This window comes from Rhizobium sp. 18055 (assembly GCF_902706285.1).
GTDB lineage: Bacteria > Pseudomonadota > Alphaproteobacteria > Rhizobiales > Rhizobiaceae > Rhizobium.
The window spans coordinates 44,128-67,840 of the sequence record NZ_CACSKD010000001.1 but is presented as its reverse complement, the minus strand read 5'-3'; the positions used below and the strand labels follow the sequence as shown (position 1 = coordinate 67,840).

Here is a 23,713-nt window from a genome sequence, read left to right as displayed (position 1 = left end):
ATTATCAGCGGGATATTGCTCGATTGTTTCGCTATCCTCGTCCCTGAGGCCATCAGGAGACCGCAATGGACGCCAGCGTCGCAAACGATATCGGTGAAGACGCGCTGTCGGGCATTCTTTCGATCGATCTGCAGGCTCTGCAGGCAAATTACCGGTGGCTTGCCGGCCGCGCCGCTCCGGCGGTCTGCGGCGCGGTTGTCAAGGCCAATGCGTATGGCCTGGGCGCCGATCGCGTTGCCCCCGCATTGGCTGCGGCAGGCTGCCGGCATTTCTTCGTGGCACACCTCCTCGAGGCGAAGAACCTCAAGAGGCATCTGCCGCGTGACGCCAAAATCTTCGTTTTGAACGGGCTGATGCCGGGCGGCGAACCCTATGCTGCCCTGCACGGGATTATTCCCGTCATCAATTCCATGACGCAGCTGAGCAACTGGTCTGCCGCCGCCGAGCGACATGGCGCGCGCCTGCCTGCCGTTCTCCAATTCGACACCGGCATGTCGCGACTTGGACTGGGTCCAGAAGATGCTGCAGCGCTGCTTGAGGATCGGAAGCTGCTGCGCAATATCGACGTACAATTCATCATGAGCCACCTCGCCAGCGCTGATGAGAGCCTCAACCAGCAAAATGCTGCACAGCTTGCGGCCATGCAGGCGCTCGCCGCGCGTTTCCCTGACACGAAGCTGTGCTTTGCCAATTCCGGTGGCGTCCTTCTCGGCAGCGATTTCCATGGCGATATGGTGCGCCCAGGCATCGCGGTCTACGGTGGCGCCGCCAGCGATGGCGCTGCCAATCCCATGAAGCCGGTCGTGCAATTGAGCGTTCGGGTCATCCAGACCCACACCGTGCCTGCCGGTACGCTGATAGGATACGGCGGCAGCCACCGGGCTGCGACCGAGATGCGCCTGGCGACGCTTGCGGCGGGGTATGCCGACGGGCTTCCGAGGAGCCTCAGCGATCGTGGTGCGGCCTTCGCGATGGGAAAACGCCTGCCGATCATCGGCCGCGTCTCCATGGACAGCATGACGATCGATATCTCGTCGCTGCCCGAAGGCGCGCTCGGGCTTGGCAGTCTGGTCGAGCTGATCGGGCCGGACCAGGCTCTGGAGGAGATCGCGGTCGATGCCGGTACAATCTCCTATGAAATTCTTACTGGACTCGGCCAACGCTATCATCGCCAATACATCTGACAAAAAGCATTCATAACAGGGGCAACCATGAAAGTGACTATTCTCGGCGCCGGCGTTATCGGCGTCACCAGTGCCTATTACCTGGCGAAAGCCGGACATCAGGTCACCGTCATCGATCGCCAGACTGGCCCGGCACTCGAAACGAGTTTTGCCAATGCCGGTGAAGTCTCCTTCGGATATTGTTCCCCATGGGCAGCGCCCGGCATCCCGCAGAAGGCCCTGAAATGGCTGTTCATGGAGCATGCACCGCTCATCCTGCGTCCCAAAGTGGACTACGCGATGCTGTCTTGGATGGTCCGGATGCTCGCCAATTGCACCTCGGAGCGCTACGCCGTCAACAAGTCGCGCATGTTGCGACTTGCCGATTACAGCCGGCTATCGCTGGCCGAACTGAGGGCCGAGAGCAACATTGCCTATGACGAGCGCATGCAGGGCACGCTGCAGCTGTTTCGTACGCAAGCCCAGCTCGATGCCTCCGCCAAGGACGTCAAGGCGCTGGCCGCCGATGGCATTCCTTACGAAGTGCTCGACCGCGAAGGCTGCATCCGTATCGAGCCTGCGCTGCGCCACGTCAGCGACAAGATCGTCGGCGGCCTGCTGACGCCGAAGGACGAGACCGGCGATTGCTTCAAGTTCACCAATGCTCTGGCAGCGGCCTGCACGGGGATGGGTGTGACCTTCGATTTCGGACGGACGATCCAGGGCATCGAAGTCGAGGCCGGGCAAGCCAAAGGCGTGGTGACGGAGCGCGGGATTGTCGCGTCCGATGCCATCGTCGTCGCACTCGGCAGCTATTCCCCGCTGCTGCTGAAGCCGCTCGGCATCAAGCTGCCTGTCTATCCGGTCAAGGGTTACTCTCTGACCATCCCGATCGCCGATGCTTCGCGGGCTCCTGAATCCACAGTGATGGACGAGACCTACAAGATCGCCATCACCCGCCTCGGCGACCGCATTCGCGTCGGCGGCATGGCTGAAATCTCCGGCTACACCAATGATCTTGGCCCTGCGCGCCGCCGCACGCTGGAGCATTCGGTGACGGATCTGTTCCCCGGCGGCGATCTCAAGGCAGCCAACTATTGGTCCGGGCTTAGGCCGATGACGCCGGACGGCACACCTGTCATTGGCGCGACCAATATCGGCAATCTTTTCCTCAATACGGGACATGGCACGCTCGGATGGACGATGAGCACGGGCTCGGCGCGGGTCCTGACGGATATTGTCAGCGGCAGGAAGGCTGATATCGACGCCGGCGACCTCGCGCTTGCCCGCTACCGATGATCTTAGGTCGCCGGCAGTGCAACGCTGGGCGTTACTCCGTTGTCCGGCTGTGCCGGCGGAATTCGTCCGGCGTTTTACCCGTCCATTTTCGAAACGCCCGAAAGAACGCACTCGGCTCGGAATAGCCGAGCTCGGCGGCGATATCGCCGATTGAACCCTTGGTATTGGTCAGCATGTCCGTGGCGAGACCGCAGCGAATATCGTCCTTTATGGTCGCGTAACTTTGGCCTTCGTCGTGAAGTCGATGGCGAAGCGTCGAGGGCTTCATATGCATCTCGCTGGCAAGACCTGCGAAGCCCGACCACGCTTTCGGCGGCACCCGCAAAAGGCGCCGGCGCACACCTGCCGCCACGCCGGCATCGTGGCGATAACGCACCAATATGTTAGCTGGAGCACCGCGCAAAAATTGCCTCAGCGCCTGCTCGGTGCGTGAAATCGGCAGATCAAGCATGGCACTGTCGAAGCCGAGCCGGCTGATCGGCTGGTCGAAATGCACCGGCGCGCCAAAGAACAGGCGATAGTCAGCGCCCTGCTCCGGCTCCGCGCACCGGAAATCGACCACGCGGATGGGAATGCGCCGGCCCACCAACCAGCAGGCGATCCCATGGATTATGATCCAGTATGTCCGGTAGGCAAACGCCGACCGCGGCACGCCGGCATCCTTCAATTCGATTTGCGCCAACCCGTCGCGGACAAGCAATTCGCCCCGCGGATCGTCGAGAACAACATCGAGAAAGCGCAAGGCCCGGCGCAACGCCTGACCGAGCGTGCCGGCATGCAGGACGCAATGGCAAAGCAGCGTGAAACTTCCGCTGCGCATCGGCCGCGCGCCCATACCGAAGAACTCGTCATCGAGTTCGGCAGCAATCGCCAGCCACAGCGCACCGTAGAGTTCTGCCGAGACGTACTGGTCGATGACCCGCGGCAGGCCGACACGTGCAAGCACAGGCGCTGTCGGCTTCCCGCGATGCCGCAGGCTTTCCAGCGCTTCCTCGACAAAGCCGGGGGCAATCATCCGTCGATCCGTATCGATCACGCACGCCTCATTATCGCAAAACTGGCCGAAACACAGAAGCAATTCTGTCATCGCTTGCAACAGATGGCGAGCATAAACTTCGCCTCACTGTGGTCGTGCCACAGCGCCCAGGCTGCGCCTGCGGCGACGACCAAAGACCGTGCAACGCGTGGGAGGAGAGCCATGCTGATCGATGGACAATGCTTTGTCGTCACCGGCGGCGGGTCCGGGCTCGGGGCGGCCACGGCAAGGATGCTGGTCGATGCCGGTGGGCGCGTGGTGATTGCCGATCTCAACGACGAGGCTGGTGCGCGATTGGGCGCCGAACTCGGCCCGGGCGTTGCTCGCCACGTCCATGCCGATGTGACGTGCGCGCCGGATGGCGAAAGGGTCATTGCTTCGGCACTCGACGCCTTCGGCAGTCTCGGTGGATTGGTCAATTGTGCCGGTATCGCACCCGCTGAAAAGGTTCTTGGTCGCAACGGGCCGCATGATCTGGACAGCTTCGCGCGAGCAATCAACATCAACCTTGTCGGCACCTTCAACATGATCCGGCTTGCGGCAGCCGCCATGCAGATCCAGGCGCCGAATGCTGAGGGTGAGCGCGGCGTCATCATCAACACGGCATCGGCCGCGGCCTTCGACGGGCAGATTGGCCAGGCAGCCTACGCCGCTTCCAAAGGCGGTGTCGTTGCCATGACACTGCCGATTGCGCGCGAGCTTGCCCGCTTCGGCATCCGCGTCGTGGCCATCGCGCCCGGCATTTTCGAGACGCCGATGATGGCAGGCATGCCGCAGGAGGTGCAGGAGGCACTCGGCAAGAGCGTGCCCTTCCCGCCACGACTTGGCCGGCCCACGGAGTTTGCGGCTCTTGTGCGCCATATCGTTGAAAACAGCATGCTCAACGGCGAGGTCATCCGGCTCGACGGGGCACTGCGGATGGGCGCGCGGTGATGGAGACATCCATAGGGAGATTGCAATGACGACACAGGACCCGATCGTGATTACAGGCGCGGCGCGCACACCGATCGGCAGCTTTCAGGGCGCGTTCAGCGCCTTGGCTGCCCCGGAACTGGGTGCCGCGGCGATCCGTGCCGCACTTTTGCGCAGCGGTCTCGCGGCCGAAGGTATCGACGAGGTGGTGTTCGGCTGCGTGCTTGCCGCCGGCCAGGGTCAGGCGCCGGCACGGCAGGCAGCGATCGGCGCGGGCCTGCCGTTTTCAACCGCTACCAGCACCGTCAACAAGATGTGCGGTTCCGGCATGAAGGCTGTCATGATCGGGCATGACCTGATTGCCGCGGGCAGTGCCTTGGTCGTCATCTCAGGCGGCATGGAAAGCATGACCAATGCGCCCTATCTACTTGATCGCGCCCGTAGCGGCTACCGGCTCGGCCATGGGCGCGTGGTCGATCATATGTTCCTCGATGGCCTTGAGGATGCCTATGACAAGGGGCGCTTGATGGGGACTTTTGCCGAAGACTGCGCCGAAGCCTATCAGTTTACGCGCGAGGCACAGGACAGCTATGCCATCGTCTCGTTGACGCGGGCGCAAAAGGCAATCGATGCCGGTTACTTCGATGCCGAGATAGCTCCGGTTGTGGTCAAGGCGGGCAAAGTTGAAGAGGTCATCCGCCAGGACCAGCAGCCCGGCAGGGCAAGGCCCGAGAAGATCCCGACACTGAAGCCGGCCTTCCGCGATGGCGGGACAGTGACGGCCGCAAACGCCAGCTCGATTTCCGATGGTGCCGCCGCTGTCGTCCTGATGCGACGCTCGGATGCGGAGCGAAGGGGGCGCGCGCCGCTTGCCACGATCGTCGGCCACGCCACGCATTCGCAGGCGCCCAACCTGTTTGCAACCGCGCCCATCGGTGCCCTGCAGAAGCTCTCCGAGCGCTGCGGATGGCCGCTTTCGAGCATCGATCTGTTCGAGATCAACGAGGCCTTCGCAGTCGTCGCCATGGCGGCGATGCGCGATCTCGATATCCCCCATGACAAGGTCAACATCCACGGCGGAGCCTGCGCGCTCGGCCATCCGATCGGCGCATCCGGCGCACGCATCATCGTGACGCTGCTGGCAGCCCTGGAACGATATGGTCTCAAGCGCGGGATGGCGGCACTGTGTATCGGTGGCGGCGAGGCAACCGCCATCGCTGTCGAGCGGCATTGAGGGAAGTGGGAGGCGCCGGTGATCCTTTCCGAGACACAGCAGCAAATCGTCGATCTTGCCCGCGACTTCGCGCGCGAGCGGCTGGCGCCGGGGGCAGCCGAACGGGATCGCACCCATAGCTTTCCGCGGGACGAGATGAAGGAGATGGGCGCGCTCGGGCTTCTCGGCATGCTGGTGCCCGACACCTATGGTGGTTCGGATACCGGGGCCATTGCCTATGCGGCAGCACTTGAAGAGATCGCTGCCGGCGATGGGGCCTGCTCGACAATCATGAGTGTCCATAGTTCGGTGGGCTGCGTCCCGATCCTCCGTTTCGGCACCGCCGAACAGAAGCAACGCTTCCTGCCCAAGCTTTCTACCGGTGAATGGATCGGCGGATTTGCACTGACCGAGCCACAAGCGGGCTCGGATGCCTCCAATCTGCGCAGCCGTGCACGGCTCGACGGCAATCACTACGTGCTTGACGGCGCCAAGCAGTTCATCACTTCGGGCAAGAACGGCAACGTGATCATTGTCTTTGCCGTGACCAATCCCGAAGCCGGAAAGAAGGGCATCACTGCCTTCATCGTACCAACCGATACGCCGGGCTACGAGGTCATCCGCGTCGAGCAGAAGCTGGGCCTGCATTCATCCGATACGTGCCAGATCGCCTTCAACGAGATGCGTATTCCCGCAGACCTCCGGCTCGGCGAGGACGGCGATGGATATCGCATTGCGCTTGCCAATCTGGAGGGCGGGCGGATCGGGATTGGCGCGCAGGCTGTGGGCATGGCGCGGGCAGCGTTCGAGGCCGCCTGCGACTACGCCCGTGAGCGCACCGCTTTCGGCAAGGCGATCATCGAACATCAGGCTGTCGCCTTCCGGCTGGCCGATATGGCAACGCAGATCGAGGCGGCCCGCCAACTGGTTTTCCACGCAGCCGCGCTGCGCGAAGCCGGATTGCCCTGCCTCTCCGAAGCATCGATGGCCAAGCTCTTTGCCTCCGAGATGGCGGAGCGGGTCTGTTCCGACGCCATCCAGATACACGGTGGCTACGGTTATATGAGCGACTACCCCGTCGAGCGCATCTACCGCGATGTGCGCATCTGCCAGATTTACGAGGGAACAAGCGACGTGCAGCGGATGGTGATCGCGCGCAATCTGTAATCAACGACAATGCCTGGCGGGTCTTGAGGAGAGGAACCGCAAAGGCTGAGGGAGGAATGATACGAGATGACTGAAAACGCTCAACTGAGCTTGCATGTCCCGGAGCCGGCAGTTCGCCCAGGTGGACTGCCGGATTTCTCCAACGTCACGATCGCCAAGGCAGGAGACGTGGCGCGCCCGGCGGTGGATGTGGCCTCGGAGGACATCCGCGACCTTGCCTATTCGATTATCCGCGTGCTCAACCAGGAAGGCGAGGCCGTCGGTCCCTGGGCCGGTCTGCTTTCAGACGAGGCATTGCTGACCGGCTTGCGCAACATGATGAAACTGCGTGCCTTCGACGCGCGAATGCTGATGGCGCAGCGCCAGAGCAAGACCTCCTTCTACATGCAGCATCTGGGCGAAGAAGCTGTCAGCTGTGCGTTCCGCAAGGCGCTCAACAAGGGCGACATGAACTTCCCCACCTATCGGCAGGCGGGCCTGTTGATTGCCGACGACTATCCGATGGTCGAGATGATGAACCAGATCTTCTCCAACGAGAGCGATCCGTTGCGCGGCCGCCAGCTGCCGATCATGTATTCCTCCAAGGAGCATGGCTTCTTCACAATCTCGGGCAATCTCGCCACACAGTATGTCCAGGCCGTCGGCTGGGCGATGGCGTCGGCGATCAAGAACGATAGCAGGATCGCTGCGGCCTGGATTGGCGACGGCTCGACCGCCGAATCCGACTTCCATTCGGCGCTGGTGTTCGCCTCGACCTACAAGGCGCCCGTGATCCTCAACATCGTCAACAATCAGTGGGCGATTTCCACCTTTCAAGGGATTGCCCGCGGCGGCTCCGGCACATTTGCCGCCCGCGGCCTCGGCTTCGGCATTCCGGCACTGCGGGTCGATGGCAACGACTATCTGGCCGTCTATGCCGTCGCCTGCTGGGCGACTGAGCGGGCGCGTCGCAATCTCGGGCCGACGCTGATCGAATATGTCACCTACCGCGTCGGCGCCCATTCGACCTCTGACGATCCGAGCGCCTACAGGCCAAAGACAGAGTCCGATGCCTGGCCGCTGGGCGATCCGGTCTTGCGGCTGAAGAAGCACCTGATCCTCAAGGGGGCCTGGACCGAGGAGAGGCACGTGCAGGCGGAGGCCGAAATCATGGATGAAGTCATAGAGGCGCAGAAGCGTGCGGAAGCCCACGGAACGCTGCACGCCGGTGGCAAGCCGTCGGTGCGCGACATCTTCGAAGGTGTCTACGCCGAGATGCCGCCGCATATCCGCCGCCAGCGGCAAAAGGCGGGGTATTGATATGGCGCGCATGACGATGATCGAGGCGGTGCGCAGCGCCATGGATGTTTCGATGGCGCGCGATGACGACGTGGTCGTATTCGGCGAGGACGCCGGCTATTTTGGCGGTGTTTTCCGCTGCACGCAGGGCCTCCAGGCAAAATACGGCAAGACCCGCTGCTTCGACACGCCGATCAGCGAATCCGGCATTGTCGGCACAGCGATCGGCATGGCCGCCTATGGGCTGAAACCCTGCGTCGAAATCCAGTTCGCCGATTACATGTATCCGGCCTATGACCAGATCACCCAGGAGGCGGCGCGTATTCGCTATCGCTCGAACGGCGACTTTACCTGCCCGATCGTGCTGCGCATGCCGACCGGCGGCGGGATTTTTGGCGGGCAGACCCACAGCCAGAGCCCGGAGGCGCTGTTCACCCATGTCTGCGGGTTGAAGGTGATCGTTCCCTCGAACCCCTATGACGCCAAGGGCCTGCTGATTGCGGCGATCGAAGACCCCGATCCGGTGATGTTCCTGGAGCCGAAGCGGCTCTACAACGGCCCTTTCGACGGCCATCATGATCGCCCGGTGACGCCATGGTCGAAACACGCGCTCGGTGAAGTGCCCGAAGAACACTACACCATTCCAATCGGCAAGGCGGAAGTGCGCCGCGCCGGATCTGCCGTGACGGTCATTGCCTATGGCACCATGGTGCATGTGGCTCTTGCTGCTGCCGAAGAAACAGGTATCGACGCCGAGGTGATCGACCTGCGCAGCCTGCTTCCGCTCGACCTTGATGCGATCGTTCAATCCGTATCGAAGACCGGCCGCTGCGTCGTCGTCCACGAGGCGACGCTGACATCGGGCTTTGGCGCCGAGATCGTGGCGCTGATCCAGGAACATTGCTTCTATCATCTCGAGGCCCCGATCGTGCGGGTCGCCGGCTGGGACACGCCCTATCCGCATGCACAGGAGTGGGACTATTTCCCCGGCCCCGCGCGGGTCGGTCGGGCGCTCACAGAAGTCATGGAGGCGTGAGCATGGGCGAGTTCGTCATCAAGATGCCCGATGTCGGCGAAGGTGTCGCAGAGGCCGAATTGGTGGAGTGGCATGTTAAACCCGGCGATCCGGTCAGGGAAGACATGGTGATTGCCGCTGTCATGACCGACAAGGCAACTGTCGAGATCCCCTCGCCTGTCAGCGGCACCGTCGTCTGGCTCGGCGCGGCGGTCGGTGACACGGTTGCGGTCAAGGCGCCGCTGGTGCGGATCGAGACCGCCGGAGAAGATGACAGGTCAGCGGCTTCGACCCCGCAGCCGACACCAATCGGTGTGCAGCCGGTGGCAGAAACCAGGCCTGTGGCGCAGCTGCCCGGGGCGGCAACTCCCAGCCAACCACAGGCGCCCGCTGCACCGACCCAAAAGCCGCTCGCATCGCCGGCCGTTCGCCTCTTTGCACAGGAGAACGGCATCGATCTGCGTCAGGTTTCTGCAAACCGTCCGGATGGCCGCATCGTTCGAGAGGACCTCGAACGCTATCTCTCGCGAGGTGCGGATTCATCCATCACGCCGACGATGCCTGCTCGAAACACAACCACTGAGGAGATCAAGCTCACCGGGCTTCGGCGACGGATAGCGGAGAAGATGTCGTTGTCGGCAGCGCGCATTCCTCACATCACCTATGTCGAGGAGATCGACATGACGGGCCTCGAGGAACTGCGGGCGATGATGAACCGTGACCGCAAGCCCGAACAGCCGAAGCTGACAGTCCTCCCTTTCCTGATGCGGGCCATCGTCAAGGCAGTTGCTGACCAGCCCAATGTCAACGCGACCTTTGATGACGATGCAGGGATCGTCACCCGCCACGGCGCCGTCCATATCGGCATCGCGGCGCAGACCACGGCCGGGCTTGTTGTGCCGGTCGTTCGCCATGCCGAAGCGCGGGGAATATGGGATTGTGCCGCGGAAATGATCCGGCTAACCGACGCTGCCCGCGCCGGCACCGCTACCCGCAGCGAACTCAGCGGTTCGACCATCACCATCAGCTCGCTTGGCGCACTTGGTGGCATCGTCTCCACACCTGTCATCAACCACCCCGAGGTGGCGATCATCGGCGTCAACAAGATTGCCACACGGCCCCTATGGGACGGCACACAGTTCGTGCCACGCAAGATGATGAACCTCTCCTCGAGCTTCGATCACCGCATCATCGACGGCTTTGATGCGGCTACATTCATACAGCACATCCGCGTCCTGCTGGAAACGCCCGCGCTGATTTTCATCGAAAGCTGAGCGTCATGAAAGACATCGTCTGCAAGCTGCTTGTCATCGGTGCCGGTCCCGGGGGCTACGTCTGCGCCATCCGCGCCGGGCAACTCGGCATCGACACGGTGATCGTCGAGGCCCGGAAGCCGGGCGGGACCTGCCTCAATGTCGGCTGCATTCCATCCAAAGCGCTCATCCATGCGGCTGATGAATTCGACGCCGCCCGCCGCCTGCTTGATGGTCGCAGCCCCCTTGGCATCAAGGTCGATGGCGTGACGATCGACCTTGCAGGGACGATGGCCTGGAAGGACGGCATTGTCGGGCGCCTGACCAGCGGCGTCAGCGCGCTGCTGCAGAAAGCCAGCGTCAAAGTCGTTCACGGTCGCGCTACGTTTCGCGACGGCAAGACGGTCGCGGTGGAAACCGAAACCGGGATGCAGATCATCCGCGCAGAAAACCTGGTGATTGCCACAGGCTCCGAACCTGTCGAACTTCCAAACCTGCCCTTTGGTGGCAAGGTGATATCCTCCACCGATGCGCTCAACCTCCAAGTGTTGCCGAAAAAGCTGGTGGTTGTTGGCGGCGGCTATATCGGGCTCGAACTGGGAATGGCCTTTTCCAAGATGGGATCGGAGGTTGCGATCGTAGAAGCAGCAGGTCAGATCTTGCCACAATACGATGCCGAACTTGTTCGCCCGGTCGCGAAAAAGCTGAAGGAGAGAGCCGTTGCCCTGCATATGCTCGCAAAGGCGCAAGGCCTATCGGCAGACGGCTCAAGCCTCGTCATCGAGACCGCCGACGGCAGCCGGGAACAACTTCCCGCCGATCAGATCCTCGTGACGGTCGGACGCAGGCCGACGATCTCAGGCGCAGGTTTGGAAGAGTTGGATCTCGACCGTTCGGGTCCATATCTGCGCATCGACGACAGGTGCCGCACATCGATGCGCGGCATTTACGCGATCGGCGACGTCACCGGCGAGCCTATGCTGGCGCACCGGGCGATGGCACAGGGCGAGATGGTGGCCGAGATCATCGCCGGCCGCAAGCGCAGTTGGGACAAGCGCTGCATCCCCGCTGTCTGCTTTACCGATCCGGAGATCGTCATCGCCGGGCTATCGCCGGACGAGGCCCGTGCACAGGGCTACGAAATCCGCGTCGGCCAATTCCCGTTCAGCGCCAACGCCCGTGCGATGACGATGCAATCCGAGGACGGCTTCGTGCGCGTCGTCGCCCGCGCCGATACCAATCTCGTTCTCGGTCTGCAGGCCGTCGGGCGCGGTGTGTCCGAATTGTCCGCAACCTTTTCGCTGGCGATCGAAATGTGCGCGCGACTGGAGGATATCGCCGGCACGATCCATGCACATCCGACACGCAGCGAAGCAGTTCAGGAAGCGGCCCTTAAAGCGCTCGGCCAGGCATTGCATCTGTGATGCGCGGGCGGCCCATTTCAGCGCAATCCCGTGCATCCGACAGAACGAAGTGCCGCTACGCTAAGACTGCCGCTCCGCCAGCAGGGTCTCCGCCTCGTCGCGGCTCATGCCAAGAACCGATCTGCCCATCTCGAAGCCAAACCCGTTTCTCGCGAAGGCGGACATCTCCTTGGCATAGCGCTTCTCGTCGGCCCCCAGGCGCCGAAACGGGCCGAAGGCACGCTTGCGGGCGAAAATGATTGCCGCCGCGAGATCATCGCTTTCCTCAAGCGCCGTGACGGCAGTCTCGCGATCCACACCCTTGATGGACAGCTTCTGGGCGATGATGCGTTTCGATCGACCACTGCGCACGCCGGAGCGAACGCTGATCTCAGCATAGGCGACATCGTTCAATCCGCCCTGATCATAGCCGAATTTGACCGCAAGATCGGCCAGAGCCCTGATCTGCGCTTGGGATATCCCCTCGAATTTCTGTTTGGCTTTCCGGGAGATCGCGTCGAACAGTTGCTTCTCGGTCAGCATCTGCCGCCCGAGGCGATAGATCGTCGAGTTTCTCGCCCAGCTTTGCATTCGGGGCGTCGGCGTATCGGATTGAACGTCTTCGTCGGCCATGGCGTCCCGGATCGCGTACAGAATCGCCCGGATCATACCTAACGCTGGCTGTGAATGCGATCTGGTAGAAATTTCCACTGCTGCTCGCTCTTGGACGGACTGCCCGCGGAATGCTTTTCATACTAAAATAGACAATCAAAAAGCTCCGGTGACGTAGGATGTATCCACGAAGGCTGTGGTCACAGCCGCGAGACAATTCTTGTAGCTCTGAACAAACCCTACACAAGCACTCAGTGCGCCGACTGCTGTTTCGCTCTCGCAACGATCTGCGTCGGATTGACGAACTGCAGAGCGATCACCAGCCAGAACAGCGTCGTCACCATGTAGACGACCGCCATCGCGTCGATCGACTGTCCGGCACGGACCCCGGAGGCAAACACGGCATAATAGAGCGAGACGACCAGCGTCTGCGTCGTCGGCCCGGCGATCAGGAACGTCAGTTCGAACATCGCGATCGTGCGGACCAGCACCAGCAGGAGCGCTGCCAGCATCCCCGGCAACAGCAGCGGCAGCAGGATGCGCAGGAACAGGCTGGTGGTACCGGCGCCGAAGACGCGGGCGGCGGCTTCGATGCGGGGATCGATCTGCTCGATGAACGGGATCATCACCAGCACGACGAAAGGGAGAGACGGCACGACGTTGATCAGCACCACGCCCCAGAACGTTCCGCCCAACCCGAGTTGATAAAGCACTGTCGCAAGCGGAATGCCGTAGGTCAGTGGCGGGATCAGCAGCGGCAGCAGGAACAGCAGAACGACGAGCCGCTTGCCGGCAAACTCACGGCGCGCCAGCGCATAGGCGGTCGTGACGCCGAGAATGCCTGAGATGATGACAACGGTGAAAACGATCTCGAAGGTGACCAGCACCACGCTGGACAGCTGGAACTCCTTCCAGGCACTGAAATACCATTTCGTCGTCCAGCCAACCGGCAGCCAGGTGCCGAGCCAGCGCGTCGCGAACGAGTTGACGACGACGGCGGCGATGACGGCCAGCAGATTGAGCACGAACAGCGTCGCCAGCGCCCATATGGCGAAGCGCCAGATTTTCGAGGTGAGACCTTTGTCGCGGATCATGTTCAGCCTTTCGTGCCGCCGGCAGGGCCGCGATAGAAGAAGGAGCGACCGCCGAGCACCGCCAGCACCACGACCAGCTCGACACCGCCCATGATCAGCGCGATCGCCGAGCCCAGCGAGTGATCATATTGCTCGAAGGCAGCCTGATAGGCGGCGATCGAGATCACCCGCGTCGGGCCGGCCGGCGCGCCGAGCAGGACGGCCGAGGGAAACACCGCGAAGGCCTGCACGAATGCCAGACAGAAGGTGACGGCAAGCCCCGGCACCAGAAGCGGCAGGAACACGCGGAAGAACCGCTGCCGCGGCCCGGCGCCAAGCGTCGCTGCCGCCTGCTCGATCGCCGGGTCGATGCCGGAGATGTAGGACAGCGTCAACAGGAAGGCGAAAGGGAACCCGGTGATCAGGAGCGATGCAAAGACGCCCCAATAGTTGTTGGTCAGCTTCACCGGGTCGCTGAGAATGCCGAGCGCCAGCAGCGTCTGGTTGAACCAGCCGCGCGGCCCGAGGAAGGTCAGCAGGCCATCGGCCACGAACACCGTGCCGAGCGTGATCGGCAGCACCAGAATGGTGGTCAACAGGCGTTGGCGATGCATCAGGCGGACGCGGAAGGCGACTGGCACGGCGAATGCCAGGTTGATGATCGTCACCGGCAGGGCTAACCAGAGGGTAGCGCCGATGGTGTTGTACTGGAAAGGATCGCTGAAGAACTTGGCGTAGTTGGCGTACCATGCTCCTTCCTTCGGCGTCAGAGAATCCACCACACCGTAAAGGAACGGATAGACGAACAGCGCGATCATGAAAGCAAGACCCGGCAGGATCAGCATGGTGGTTCCGTCGAGACCGCGCGCCGCCAGCCGGGTTCGCAGCGATGGCCCGCTCATCGTGTCGTGTCCCGGAATAACAGCGCCCTGCCGGCGACGGGACTGAGCCGCGTGGCAGCACCACGGGGCAGCGCCTCGTCTGCCCGGAAATAGAGGTCGGACCCGTCATTGGCGCGCGCCAGGCCGAAGAAGGCCCGGCCGCGATATTCCATGCTGGAAACCGTCGCTGCAATACCCTGGTCCGAAGCGACCAGATCTTCCGGACGGACGGAGAGGATAGCGGCATCGCCGACCTTGAGCGGCATGCGCATCGTGCCTGCAATACGGGCGCCGGCAACGTCGATCTCCGCCTCGCCACCCGAGACCGCGACCACGCGACCGGGAACGCGGGTGCGAAACCCCATGAAATCGGCGACATCGACATTGACTGGCCGCTGATAGAGATCCTCCGGCGAGCCGATCTGCTCGATATGGCCCTGGCTCATCACGACGATCCGGTCAGCCAGCGACAGCGCTTCGTCCTGATCATGGGTGACATAGATGGTGGTGGACCCGATCTGGTCGTGGATGCCGCGGATTTCGGCGCGCATTTCCAGACGCAGCTTGGCATCGAGATTGGACAGCGGCTCGTCCATCAGCACCACGGGCGGGCGGATGACAATGGCACGCGCGATCGCCACGCGCTGCTGCTGGCCACCGGAGAGCTGGCCCGGCAGCTTTTCCGCCTGGCTTTCGAGGCGGACCAACGCGAGCGCATCATTGATGCGCTTGTCGGCCTCCGCGCCCTTTATGCCCTGCATGGACAGGCCGAAGCCGACATTCTTGCGCACGCTCATGTGCGGAAACAGCGCATAGCTCTGGAACACCATGCCGAACCCGCGCTTTTCAGGCTCCAGCTGGTCGATGCGGTTGCCGCCGAGCCGGATTTCGCCACCCGAAAGCGCCAGCAAGCCGGCAATACAATTCAATGCCGTGGACTTGCCACAGCCGGACGGGCCAAGCAGCGCCACGAATTCGCCGGGCTCGATCGTCAGGTCGATGCCATCAAGCGCATTATAGGCGCCGAAGGAACGGCTGAGCCCATCGAGTTCCAGACGCGCAGTGCTGCGCGAAGAGGCCACTGCATTCGCAACCGAATTCAAGCCACTCTCCATGTCATGTGGGAAATGGCCGGCGCCGATCGCTACGACCGGTGCCGGCGATGATCACGATCAGCCCTTCTTGGCGCCGATCTTTTCGTCCCAGATCCGGAAGGCCTGGACCATCAGCTTGGGTTCGAGCGGCACTTCCAGCGGATTATTGGCGATCCAGTCGGCATATTCAGGCCGGCCGAATTCCTTGATCGTGTCCTGGCTTTCCTGCGGCGCCATCTCGATCGTCACGTCCTTGACCGCCGGACCCGGGTAGAAATAGCCGGCGTCATAGGCAATCGCCTGCTGCTTGGGCTGCAGGATGTAGTTCAGCACATCCATCAGAACGGCGATCTTCTCGTCGGAGACGCCCTTCGGGATCACTGCATAGTGGGCATCGGTGACCCAGTGGAAACCATCGAGCTTCTGCACCTTGGCTTCCGCCGGGACGATGCCGAGTGCGCGCGGGTTGATATCCCAGCCGGTCGTCGAGACGGTGATATCGCGCGTGCCCTCGCCGAGTTCCTTCATCACCTGGCCGGTGCCGGTCGGGTAGTATTCGATGTGCTCGCCAAGGGCTGCCAGATACTCCCAGATCTTCGCCCAGCCGTTGACCGGATCGCGCGGATCGCTGTCGCCGAGCAGATAGGGCAGGCCCATCAGGAAGGTGCGGCCGGGGCCGGAGTTGGCAGGGCGGGCATAGATGAACTTGTTCTTGTTGGCTTTGGCCCATTCGAGCAGCTCGGCTGCCGATTTCGGCGGCGTCGGCACCTTGTCGGGCATGTATTCTATCAGCGGGCCGGAGGGGTAATAGGTGATGACGACGCCCTGATCCTTGGCAAGCGCCTGCATCTTGAAGGCCTGCGGCTGCAGGATGCTCTCCAGATTGGGCAGTTCCGCCTTGTGAGCGGAGAGGTCGAGCCAGAGGCCCTGGTCGAGACCGGCGGACAGCGCATCGGTGCCTGTCAGCACCAGATCGATATCGACCTTGCCGGCCGCCTGCTGCGCCTTGATCTTGCCGGGAAGTTCCGGCGCCGGCGCCTTGGTGAAGGCAAAATTAGAAACCCAGTCGGCTTTCTCAGCCGCATAGGCTTCGAACATGCCCTGTGTCAGCGCCAGGTTGCCGGCAACGTCTGCGATGGTGATGGTCACGGGGCTTGCCGGCTTCTTTGCCTGCGCCCACACCTTGACCGGAAGCATGGCGGCGACTGCCGCGCTGGCGGCCGTCCCGACGAATGTTCTGCGGGTGATCTTCATGCTGTTCTCTCCTCCTCTTATGACTGCACCGGGCGGCCGGAGCTCGCCTGTGCGTGTGCGCTTCCTGATCTGCCTCTGCGATCGGACTGCTGCCTGCCTGACTGTATTGAACCTCCTGAATTATCTGCCAGAAACACCGTTCCTCTACGGTGCATCTTGGCAGTGAGGATGAATTGATATACTAGTATTCGCGTTCAAGTCAATCTTCAGGGCCGATCATGCATCCAGCCGCCGATCCCGCCGTCACCGAGTTTCCGGCTTATGCCGAGAGGCCGGCCAAGCTTCGGCGCGTGACGACGGCCGATGCCATTTTCGACAGGCTCTATCAGGACATCCTGTCGCTCAGAATGCCGCCCGGCATGCCGCTGCAGGAAAAGCGCATCGCCGAGGATTTCGCCGTCAGCCGCACCCCCGTTCGCGAAGCCCTGCTCAGGCTTTCGGAGGGTGGTCTGGTCGATATTTATCCGCAGTCGGGCACAGTCGTTTCGCGCGTGCCGGTATCGGCGATTCCCGAAGCGGTCGTCGTGCGCAAGGCGCTTGAGGGCACCACGGTCGAGCGGGCAACCGAGATCGCTTCCGCTTCAGATATTGCCCGTCTTGATGCGATCATCACGCGACAAAGAGCGCTCGCCCTTCTTGGAGACACCTCAGGCTTCCATGAAGAGGACGAGGCTTTCCATGAGGCCATCGCGCAGATCGCCGGCTATCCCGGCATCTGGGCAATCCTCAAATCCGTGAAGGTACAGATCGACCGCGCACGGCGACTGACGCTTCCTGTTCTCGGGCGCATGGAAAATGTCGTGCGTGAGCATGCCATCATTCGCGATGCCATCGCGGCTCACGACGTTGCGGCTGCCCGTACGGCGATGACCCATCATCTGGGCGCGGTCATCCCAGATGTCGCCGAACTTCGCACGCGATATCCCGATTACTTCTGCTGAGCCGATCAGCACAATCAGAACAAAAATCAGAAGGAGGAAACAGATGCGCCAGGGTTGGAGATGGTTCGGGCCGGATGCGCAGGTCGCACTCGACGAGGTCAGGCAGACCGGTGCCACCAACATCGTATCATCGCTGCATCAGGTGCCGATCGGGCGCGCATGGACCGAGGCCGAGGTGCGCGAGCGCCAGGCGATGATCGAGACGACGCCTGCGGGCCGTTCGGCGCTCACCTGGTCCGTGGTCGAGAGCATTCCGATACCCGATGCCGTCAAGCGCAAGGGTGGACAGGCAAAGGCTGAAATCGAAGCGTGGATCGCCAGCCTGGAGGCGGTCGCCGCCTGCGACATTCCTGTCGTCTGCTATAACTTCATGCCCGTCGTCGACTGGACCCGTACCGATCTCGACCACGAGATAGACACCGGCGCGACCGCGATGCGCTTCGATCAAGAGAAATTCGCCGCCTTCGATCTCTTCATCCTCGAACGACAAGGTGCCGACAAAGCCTATTCGGCCGAGGACAAGGCGCGGGCCCGAGCCGTCTTCGAGGCAATGTCTGAGGGCGACATTGCGGACATCACCCGCAACATCACCTCTGCATTGCCGGGCTCGACGACCGAGCCCCTGACCATCCCCGAGTTTCGCGAGAGGCTCGCGGCCTATGCCGGTGTCGACGCAGCGAGGCTGCGCCGGCATCTGATCGAGTTCCTGCAAGCGGTGACACCGGTGGCGGAAGCGCGCGGCGTCAAGCTGACATTGCATCCCGACGATCCACCCCGCTCGCTGTTCGGCCTGCCGCGCATTGCTTCGACGGCGGAGGATTACGCCGCACTGTTCGACGCGGTGCCGTCGGAAGCAAATGGCATGTGCTACTGCACCGGCAGTCTTGGCGTTCGCGCTGAAAACGACCTGCCTGCCATCGCCCGGCGCTTTGCCTCGCGCATCCATTTCGCGCATCTGCGTGCCACCAAGCGCGAGGGTGATGGTCGCAGCTTCCATGAGAGCGCGCATCTGGAGGGCGATGTCGATATGGTCGCGGTGTTGAAAGAACTGGTAGCCGAAGATCGCAATCGCAAGGCGAACGAGACGATCGTTTTCCGGTCAGATCACGGCCACCGGATGCTCGACGACCTGACGAAGAATACCACGCCCGGATATCCGGCGATCGGACGGCTCAGGGGCCTGGCCGAGCTTCGCGGCATCCTACACGCCCTTGGCGCGCCGCCGAACTGAGGGGTGACCTGCATAAGCCGCAGACGTCGGCGGATCAGAACGACAGATCGAGCGCCCGGCCTTCAAATAGCCGGTCTCTCGATCCCTCGAGATGCGACTGCATCAGATTGCGCGCATCATCCGCCCTGCCCTCGGCAATCGCCTTGTAGATGGTGTTGTGCTCCTGAAATACTTGCTCGAGGCCCGGCCGTGGACCGAGCAGCGACAGGCCGTGCAGATGCATGCCGACCGCGATATGCGCCTTCAGCGCATCGATCGATGCCGTGTAGTAGTGATTGTTGGCAGCTTCGGTGACGGCACGGTGAAAATTGAAATCCGCATCGGTGCGGTGCAACTGGTGGCTCGTTGCTTCACGGAGATCGGCAAGCGCTGTGGCAATCTTCTGGATGGCAGCCTCGTCGCGGCGCTTGGCGGCGAAGTAGGCAGCAGCCGGCTCGATCGTCAGGCGGAATTCATAGCAGCGCTGGATATCGGCAATGGTCTTGACCGGCGAATAGGAGAGATGCGTCGTCGGCGAACTGTTGGCACTCACGAAGGTGCCCGCGCCCTGGCGCGCATAGACCATGCCCTGATCGCGCAGCTTGGCCAGTGCATCGCGAATGATCGGGCGGGATACGCCGAGCATCGAGGCCAGCTCGTGCTCGCCCGGCAGACGGGAATCCGGCGGATAGTTTCCGGCCCGGATTCGCTCCTGCAATTGATCGAACACGCGATCGACCAGTTTGGCAGGCTTGCCGCGCTCCGGCTTTACTGCCGGGGTGGCTTGTGCACTGGCAGGTGCACCGTTTGCTTCTTCCACGTTCATTCTCCCCGCCGGCATTGTTTCATGCCGCCTGATTCTGCGGAACCAGTCTTAGCAAACTATCGGAATTCCCGAAGCCCCCGGACTTCACCGCACAACGGAAATGACTGCCGTTGGCAGTCGTCACATCGAACCACGGAATGCCCGCCTCGATCTCGCCCTTCGGCAACAACACGCTGACGCCAAGCGCCCGGAAGACCGCAAGCGCCGTATCGCCGCCACCGACCATCAGCATGTCGGGATGCGTCTCGTCGATTGCCGCCTTGACGCCCTCAGCGAAGCGATCGGCAACAGCCACCGCGTCATCAGTGATCTCGCCGGCGCAGCGCAGCAGAGCCGGCAAGGCCAGCCGGTCCGCTCTCTCGACCCATCCCATTGGCGCCTCGATCGCCGTGCGGAGAACACCCGATGCCTCAAGCCGTGCCATCTGCGCTGTCGTGATCGGATCACGAGAGCCAAAGGCAAAGAGCGTATTGACGGCTGCCTCGAAATGCGCGCCGCCGTTGCCTGCCCGTCCACGGCTGCGGGCCAGTGCAATGCCGATCCCGCGCGCACCGACGGCAAGCGTCGTCTTCCAGTCGTGCTCGGTGACCAACCGGTCCAGATCGCCATCGCTCTCTGCATCGACAACGAGCACCGTGTCGGTTCGGCCCGCGAACAGGCCCGCGACAGGCAATGGATGATCGACGCCGCGACCGATGACATGGCCATTTCGGGTAAAGCGTTCCTGATCGGGAATAGCCGGCGCGACGACGATTTTCTGATGGCCGAAGATCGCAGCAATGGCCGCACTCTCGGCTGCCACATTGCCTTTGAGACGGGAGTCGATCTTTTTCAGAACAATATCAGGCAAGACGGCAAGAAAGGCGCTGGCCGCAAGGCCGACCCTTCTTGCCGCTTCCTCCTCCTGGAGGGCTCGGGACGCCGTGTTGACCACGACGACCTCGCAACCGGTAGCGATGGCTTCAGCGATCCCTTCGATCTCGATCGCCACTGCGACGGAGAGACCGGCCTCGACGAAGGGCGTGCCCGTGTCGAGTGCGCCGGTCAGATCGTCAGCAATGATCGCGACCTTCACCATCATCCACTCATTCCTGTATTGGTCTGGCCTGTGTTCATCTGGCCCTTATCCGTTTGGCCGGTGTTGACCGCGTGACAGGCGACCAGATGGCCGGGTCTGGCTTTCTTCCACTCCGGCACAACCTTGCTGCAGACATCCATGGCAACAGGGCAGCGCGTATGGAACCGACAGCCGCTCGGCGGGCTGAGCGGGCTCGGAACATCGCCCTGCAGGATCTGCCGGTTCCGGGTGCGCTCCAGCTCCGGGTCTGTTTCCGGCACGGCCGACAGCAATGCCTTGGTATAGGGGTGCAACGGATTGTCGAACAGCTCCTCACGCGTCGCAAGCTCTGCCAGCCGGCCGAGATACATGACACCGACGCGGGTGCTGATATGGCGAACCACGGCCAGATCGTGGGCGATGAACAGGTAGGTCAGGCCGTATTTTTCCTGCAGGTCGAGCAGCAGGTTGATGATCTGCGCCTGGATCGACACGTCGAGTGCCGAGATTGCCTCGTCGCAGACGATGAATTTCGGCTGGCAGGCAAGCGCCCGGGCAATGACGACGCGCTGGCGCTGGCCGCCGGAGAGTTCGTGCGGGTAGCGTTGCGCAAAGCGTGTGGGAAGGCCGACGTCGGTCAGCAACGCCGCGACCTTGTCCTTCAGCTCGGCCTTGGTGCAGAGCTTGTGGAACAGGATCGGCTCACCAACCGCCTCGCCGACCGTCATGCGCGGATTGAGCGTCGAATAGGGGTCCTGGAAGACGATCTGCAGATCGCGACGGAACGGCCGCATCTGCTTTTCATCGAGCGTCGCCAGATCCTGGCCCTTGTAGACCACCTTGCCCGAGGTCGCCTTGTAGAGATTGAGGATGGTGAAACCGGTCGTTGACTTGCCGCAACCGGATTCGCCGACGAGGCTCAACGTCTCGCCTTCCATGATGTCGAGGTTGATATTGTCCAGCGCATAGACGGTGGCCGAACGTTCGCCGAAGGCACCGAGCCTGACGTGGAAATGCTTGACGAGGTTTTCGATCTTCAGCAGCGGTTGGGCACCCATCACGCAGCCTCCTGCATTTTCTGGACGACGAAACAGGCGGTCCGGTGGTTTCCGGCGCCGGGTATTGGCTCGAGCTTCGGCACGCTCTCATGACAGATCGCCTGCGCCAACGGACAACGCGGCGCGAACGGGCAGCCCTTCGGGCGGCGGCCGGGCTCCGGCGGGGTGCCACCGATCGAGCTCAGGCGGCTTGCCGGCGCATCCGACAGCTTCGGGATCGAAGCGAGCAGGCCGCGCGTGTAGGGATGGCTCGGGCGGGCGTAGAGATCATCGACAGGCGCATCCTCGACTACGGTCCCGGCGTAAAGCACGGCAACGCGATCCACCAAGCCGGCAATCAGCGCCAGATCATGGGTGATCCAGACAACCGACATGCCGAGCTTGGCACGCAGGTCCTTCACCAGATCGACGATCTGCGCCTGGATGGTAACGTCGAGAGCCGTCGTCGGCTCGTCGGCGATCAGGAGCTTGGGATTGCAGGCCAGGCCGATGGCGATCATCACGCGCTGGCGCATGCCGCCGGACAGCTCGTGGGGATAGGCCTGCAGCCGCTCTTCGGGGCCCGGAATGCCGACGAGGCGCAGCAGTTCGACGGCGCGAACGCGGGCCTCCGACTTCTTCATGCCGCGGTGATAGATCAGCGGTTCGCAGATCTGCTCACCGATGCGCATCACAGGGTTGAGCGAGGTCATCGGGTCTTGGAAGACGAAGCCGATATCGCCGCCGCGCACCTTGCGCAGTTCGCGGTTCGACATCTTCTGCAGGTCCTTGCCATCGAACGTCGCCGAGCCCTTGGTGACCTTTATCTTGTTCGGCAGCAACCGCATCAGGCTCAACATCGTCAGGCTCTTGCCGCAGCCGGATTCGCCGACGACGCCAAGCGTCTCGCCCTTGTTGACATAAAGGTCGATGCCATCGACCACCACCGCCGGGCCGTTTCGGCCATCGATCTCGACCGTCAGGCCGCGGACATCGAGCAGCTTTTCTTTTGATCCTGTCTTGCTCATCACTTGGCTCCCCGCGGATTGAGGGCGTCGTTGAGGCCATCGCCGAGGAAGCTGAAGGCAACCGAGGCAAGGCCGAGCACGGCCGCCGGCGCTGCCAGCAGATGCGGATAGTGCTGCCAGACGCGCAGGCCGTCGGAGATCATGTTGCCCCAGCTGGGGGTTGGCGGATTGACGCCGACGCCGAGGAAGCTGAAGGCGCTTTCGAGCACCATCGCCGTGCCGAGACCGGCACTGACCGAGACGATCAGCGGACCGAGGGCATTCGGAATGACGTAGCGCTTCATGATGATCCAGTTCGACAGTCCCAGCGCCTGCGCGGCGGTGATGTAGGGCCGGCTGCGGATCGACAGAACCTGGGCGCGGACCAGGCGCGCATAAGGCGGCCAGGAGATCAGCGCCATCGAGCCGAACACCAGCATGAAGTCGACCCAGATGGTCTGGCGATAGAAGGGATTGAGCGTCGCCATGTACTGCGCCTCCATCCACTTGGTGATCGGCGACTTCAGCGAGGCATTGATGACGACGACGAGCAAGAGGTTCGGGACAGACATGGTCATGTCGGTCAGCCACATGATGACACGGTCGAACGGATTGCCGAAGAAGCCTGCAATGGCGCCGAGCACCGTGCCGATGAAGACGGCAATGACGGTGACGATGATGGCGACAAGGAAGGCGGTGCGGGTGCCGAAGACGACCCGGCTGAAGACATCGCGGCCGAGATCATCGGTTCCGAACAGATGCTGCAGCGAGGGCGCAGCGTTACGGGCCTGCAGGTCCTGGCTGAGGTAATCGAACGGCGTCAGGTACGGCCCGAAGATGGCGGCAAAGCCGAGGATCAGCACGACGATCAGGCCGAAAACGGCAAGCTTGTTGCGTATAAGGCGATGCCAGGCATCACGCCACAGGCTGACGGGGGCTTCGTCCTGGATGGCAACAGGGGAGAGAGGGACGGCGGACATGG

The 23,713-nt window shown here is 62.5% G+C and carries 22 protein-coding genes; 11 read left to right on the top strand and 11 right to left on the bottom strand.

Features of this window, described 5'->3' with window-relative positions; all coding sequences use genetic code 11:
- The first annotated feature begins 65 nt into the window (after window positions 1-65).
- Together alr and GVL52_RS00315 are read left to right on the top strand one after the other, a co-directional pair.
- Window positions 66-1,184, top strand: a complete 1,119-nt coding sequence (alr, locus tag GVL52_RS00320; protein WP_160003269.1) for an alanine racemase — start codon at window positions 66-68, stop codon at window positions 1,182-1,184.
- A gap of 27 nt (window positions 1,185-1,211) precedes the next feature.
- Window positions 1,212-2,462, top strand: a complete 1,251-nt coding sequence (locus GVL52_RS00315) for a D-amino acid dehydrogenase (protein WP_160003268.1) — start codon at window positions 1,212-1,214, stop codon at window positions 2,460-2,462.
- 31 nt (window positions 2,463-2,493) lie between these two features.
- On the opposite strand, the gene GVL52_RS00310 is transcribed toward GVL52_RS00315, so the two are convergent.
- Window positions 2,494-3,549 carry an AraC family transcriptional regulator gene (locus GVL52_RS00310; RefSeq protein ID WP_160003267.1) on the bottom strand — a complete coding sequence of 352 codons (1,056 nt, stop codon included), beginning with the start codon at window positions 3,547-3,549 and terminating at the stop codon, window positions 2,494-2,496.
- A gap of 111 nt (window positions 3,550-3,660) precedes the next feature.
- Here GVL52_RS00310 and GVL52_RS00305 point away from each other — a divergent pair, with 111 nt between their 5' ends.
- The 7 genes from GVL52_RS00305 (at window position 3,661) to lpdA (ending at window position 11,760) form a co-directional block, all read left to right on the top strand.
- Window positions 3,661-4,431 carry a 3-hydroxyacyl-CoA dehydrogenase gene (locus tag GVL52_RS00305; RefSeq protein ID WP_160003266.1) on the top strand — a complete coding sequence of 257 codons (771 nt, stop codon included), beginning with the start codon at window positions 3,661-3,663 and terminating at the stop codon, window positions 4,429-4,431.
- Between the two features lie 25 nt (window positions 4,432-4,456).
- The gene (locus GVL52_RS00300; protein ID WP_160003265.1) at window positions 4,457-5,644 is read left to right on the top strand and encodes an acetyl-CoA C-acyltransferase; all 1,188 of its coding nucleotides are present in this window, start codon (window positions 4,457-4,459) and stop codon (window positions 5,642-5,644) included.
- An 18-nt stretch (window positions 5,645-5,662) separates the two neighbouring features.
- Window positions 5,663-6,790: an acyl-CoA dehydrogenase family protein gene (locus GVL52_RS00295; protein WP_160003264.1), complete on the top strand. Its 1,128-nt coding sequence runs from the start codon at window positions 5,663-5,665 to the stop codon at window positions 6,788-6,790.
- A 66-nt stretch (window positions 6,791-6,856) separates the two neighbouring features.
- Window positions 6,857-8,089 (top strand): thiamine pyrophosphate-dependent enzyme, encoded by a 1,233-nt coding sequence (locus tag GVL52_RS00290; RefSeq protein ID WP_160003263.1) that lies wholly within the window; start codon window positions 6,857-6,859, stop codon window positions 8,087-8,089.
- Between the two features lies 1 nt (window position 8,090).
- Complete coding sequence (locus GVL52_RS00285) at window positions 8,091-9,104, top strand: alpha-ketoacid dehydrogenase subunit beta (RefSeq protein ID WP_160003262.1); 1,014 nt, start codon at window positions 8,091-8,093, stop codon at window positions 9,102-9,104.
- A 2-nt stretch (window positions 9,105-9,106) separates the two neighbouring features.
- Complete coding sequence (locus GVL52_RS00280; RefSeq protein ID WP_160003261.1) at window positions 9,107-10,357, top strand: dihydrolipoamide acetyltransferase family protein; 1,251 nt, start codon at window positions 9,107-9,109, stop codon at window positions 10,355-10,357.
- 5 nt (window positions 10,358-10,362) lie between these two features.
- Entirely contained in the window at window positions 10,363-11,760 is a 1,398-nt protein-coding gene (gene lpdA / locus GVL52_RS00275; protein ID WP_160003260.1) for a dihydrolipoyl dehydrogenase, read from the top strand.
- 60 nt (window positions 11,761-11,820) lie between these two features.
- Here the strand turns inward: lpdA and recX are convergent, their stop codons facing one another.
- From recX to GVL52_RS00250, 5 genes are all read right to left on the bottom strand, one after another.
- Window positions 11,821-12,372: a recombination regulator RecX gene (gene recX, locus GVL52_RS00270; protein ID WP_160003259.1), complete on the bottom strand. Its 552-nt coding sequence runs from the start codon at window positions 12,370-12,372 to the stop codon at window positions 11,821-11,823.
- Between the two features lie 230 nt (window positions 12,373-12,602).
- Complete coding sequence (locus GVL52_RS00265) at window positions 12,603-13,445, bottom strand: ABC transporter permease (RefSeq protein WP_160003258.1); 843 nt, start codon at window positions 13,443-13,445, stop codon at window positions 12,603-12,605.
- A 2-nt stretch (window positions 13,446-13,447) separates the two neighbouring features.
- Complete coding sequence (locus GVL52_RS00260; protein ID WP_160003257.1) at window positions 13,448-14,326, bottom strand: ABC transporter permease; 879 nt, start codon at window positions 14,324-14,326, stop codon at window positions 13,448-13,450.
- Window positions 14,323-15,420 (bottom strand): ABC transporter ATP-binding protein, encoded by a 1,098-nt coding sequence (locus GVL52_RS00255; protein WP_160003256.1) that lies wholly within the window; start codon window positions 15,418-15,420, stop codon window positions 14,323-14,325. Before GVL52_RS00255 ends, GVL52_RS00260 begins: the two co-directional genes overlap by 4 nt.
- Before the next feature lie 57 nt (window positions 15,421-15,477).
- On the bottom strand, window positions 15,478-16,653 hold the full coding sequence (locus GVL52_RS00250; RefSeq protein ID WP_160003255.1) for an extracellular solute-binding protein: 1,176 nt from the start codon (window positions 16,651-16,653) through the stop codon (window positions 15,478-15,480).
- A 218-nt stretch (window positions 16,654-16,871) separates the two neighbouring features.
- Here GVL52_RS00250 and GVL52_RS00245 point away from each other — a divergent pair, with 218 nt between their 5' ends.
- Together GVL52_RS00245 and uxuA are read left to right on the top strand one after the other, a co-directional pair.
- Window positions 16,872-17,594 (top strand): GntR family transcriptional regulator, encoded by a 723-nt coding sequence (locus tag GVL52_RS00245; RefSeq protein ID WP_160003254.1) that lies wholly within the window; start codon window positions 16,872-16,874, stop codon window positions 17,592-17,594.
- A gap of 43 nt (window positions 17,595-17,637) precedes the next feature.
- On the top strand, window positions 17,638-18,825 hold the full coding sequence (gene uxuA, locus GVL52_RS00240; protein WP_160003253.1) for a mannonate dehydratase: 1,188 nt from the start codon (window positions 17,638-17,640) through the stop codon (window positions 18,823-18,825).
- A 34-nt stretch (window positions 18,826-18,859) separates the two neighbouring features.
- Here the strand turns inward: uxuA and GVL52_RS00235 are convergent, their stop codons facing one another.
- Genes GVL52_RS00235 through GVL52_RS00215 form a run of 5 tightly spaced genes read right to left on the bottom strand, consistent with a single transcriptional unit; the run spans window position 18,860 to window position 23,711 of the window.
- Window positions 18,860-19,630: a FadR/GntR family transcriptional regulator gene (locus tag GVL52_RS00235; protein ID WP_160003252.1), complete on the bottom strand. Its 771-nt coding sequence runs from the start codon at window positions 19,628-19,630 to the stop codon at window positions 18,860-18,862.
- 19 nt (window positions 19,631-19,649) lie between these two features.
- Window positions 19,650-20,711 carry a four-carbon acid sugar kinase family protein gene (locus GVL52_RS00230; protein WP_160003251.1) on the bottom strand — a complete coding sequence of 354 codons (1,062 nt, stop codon included), beginning with the start codon at window positions 20,709-20,711 and terminating at the stop codon, window positions 19,650-19,652.
- On the bottom strand, window positions 20,708-21,745 hold the full coding sequence (locus GVL52_RS00225; protein WP_160003250.1) for an ABC transporter ATP-binding protein: 1,038 nt from the start codon (window positions 21,743-21,745) through the stop codon (window positions 20,708-20,710). The genes GVL52_RS00230 and GVL52_RS00225 overlap by 4 nt, the downstream gene beginning before the upstream one ends.
- Window positions 21,745-22,752 carry an ABC transporter ATP-binding protein gene (locus tag GVL52_RS00220; protein ID WP_160003249.1) on the bottom strand — a complete coding sequence of 336 codons (1,008 nt, stop codon included), beginning with the start codon at window positions 22,750-22,752 and terminating at the stop codon, window positions 21,745-21,747. Before GVL52_RS00220 ends, GVL52_RS00225 begins: the two co-directional genes overlap by 1 nt.
- Window positions 22,752-23,711: an ABC transporter permease gene (locus GVL52_RS00215; RefSeq protein WP_160003248.1), complete on the bottom strand. Its 960-nt coding sequence runs from the start codon at window positions 23,709-23,711 to the stop codon at window positions 22,752-22,754. The genes GVL52_RS00220 and GVL52_RS00215 overlap by 1 nt, the downstream gene beginning before the upstream one ends.
- Between the last annotated feature and the right edge of the window lie 2 nt (window positions 23,712-23,713).

What these genes read in the sequence shown, in the direction of transcription:
- GVL52_RS00235 (WP_160003252.1), bottom strand. Translation starts at nt 19,630, where the DNA reads ATGAACGTGGAAGAAGCAAACGGTGCACCTGCCAGTGCACAAGCCACC.
- GVL52_RS00315 (WP_160003268.1), top strand. Translation starts at nt 1,212, where the DNA reads ATGAAAGTGACTATTCTCGGCGCCGGCGTTATCGGCGTCACCAGTGCC.
- GVL52_RS00310 (WP_160003267.1), bottom strand. Translation starts at nt 3,549, where the DNA reads ATGACAGAATTGCTTCTGTGTTTCGGCCAGTTTTGCGATAATGAGGCG.
- GVL52_RS00230 (WP_160003251.1), bottom strand. Translation starts at nt 20,711, where the DNA reads ATGATGGTGAAGGTCGCGATCATTGCTGACGATCTGACCGGCGCACTC.
- GVL52_RS00265 (WP_160003258.1), bottom strand. Translation starts at nt 13,445, where the DNA reads ATGATCCGCGACAAAGGTCTCACCTCGAAAATCTGGCGCTTCGCCATA.
- GVL52_RS00290 (WP_160003263.1), top strand. Translation starts at nt 6,857, where the DNA reads ATGACTGAAAACGCTCAACTGAGCTTGCATGTCCCGGAGCCGGCAGTT.
- lpdA (WP_160003260.1), top strand. Translation starts at nt 10,363, where the DNA reads ATGAAAGACATCGTCTGCAAGCTGCTTGTCATCGGTGCCGGTCCCGGG.
- alr (WP_160003269.1), top strand. Translation starts at nt 66, where the DNA reads ATGGACGCCAGCGTCGCAAACGATATCGGTGAAGACGCGCTGTCGGGC.
- GVL52_RS00260 (WP_160003257.1), bottom strand. Translation starts at nt 14,326, where the DNA reads ATGAGCGGGCCATCGCTGCGAACCCGGCTGGCGGCGCGCGGTCTCGAC.
- GVL52_RS00220 (WP_160003249.1), bottom strand. Translation starts at nt 22,752, where the DNA reads ATGAGCAAGACAGGATCAAAAGAAAAGCTGCTCGATGTCCGCGGCCTG.
- GVL52_RS00300 (WP_160003265.1), top strand. Translation starts at nt 4,457, where the DNA reads ATGACGACACAGGACCCGATCGTGATTACAGGCGCGGCGCGCACACCG.
- GVL52_RS00285 (WP_160003262.1), top strand. Translation starts at nt 8,091, where the DNA reads ATGGCGCGCATGACGATGATCGAGGCGGTGCGCAGCGCCATGGATGTT.
- GVL52_RS00280 (WP_160003261.1), top strand. Translation starts at nt 9,107, where the DNA reads ATGGGCGAGTTCGTCATCAAGATGCCCGATGTCGGCGAAGGTGTCGCA.
- GVL52_RS00305 (WP_160003266.1), top strand. Translation starts at nt 3,661, where the DNA reads ATGCTGATCGATGGACAATGCTTTGTCGTCACCGGCGGCGGGTCCGGG.
- GVL52_RS00225 (WP_160003250.1), bottom strand. Translation starts at nt 21,745, where the DNA reads ATGGGTGCCCAACCGCTGCTGAAGATCGAAAACCTCGTCAAGCATTTC.
- GVL52_RS00245 (WP_160003254.1), top strand. Translation starts at nt 16,872, where the DNA reads ATGCATCCAGCCGCCGATCCCGCCGTCACCGAGTTTCCGGCTTATGCC.
- GVL52_RS00255 (WP_160003256.1), bottom strand. Translation starts at nt 15,420, where the DNA reads ATGGAGAGTGGCTTGAATTCGGTTGCGAATGCAGTGGCCTCTTCGCGC.
- GVL52_RS00250 (WP_160003255.1), bottom strand. Translation starts at nt 16,653, where the DNA reads ATGAAGATCACCCGCAGAACATTCGTCGGGACGGCCGCCAGCGCGGCA.
- uxuA (WP_160003253.1), top strand. Translation starts at nt 17,638, where the DNA reads ATGCGCCAGGGTTGGAGATGGTTCGGGCCGGATGCGCAGGTCGCACTC.
- recX (WP_160003259.1), bottom strand. Translation starts at nt 12,372, where the DNA reads ATGGCCGACGAAGACGTTCAATCCGATACGCCGACGCCCCGAATGCAA.
- GVL52_RS00215 (WP_160003248.1), bottom strand. Translation starts at nt 23,711, where the DNA reads ATGTCCGCCGTCCCTCTCTCCCCTGTTGCCATCCAGGACGAAGCCCCC.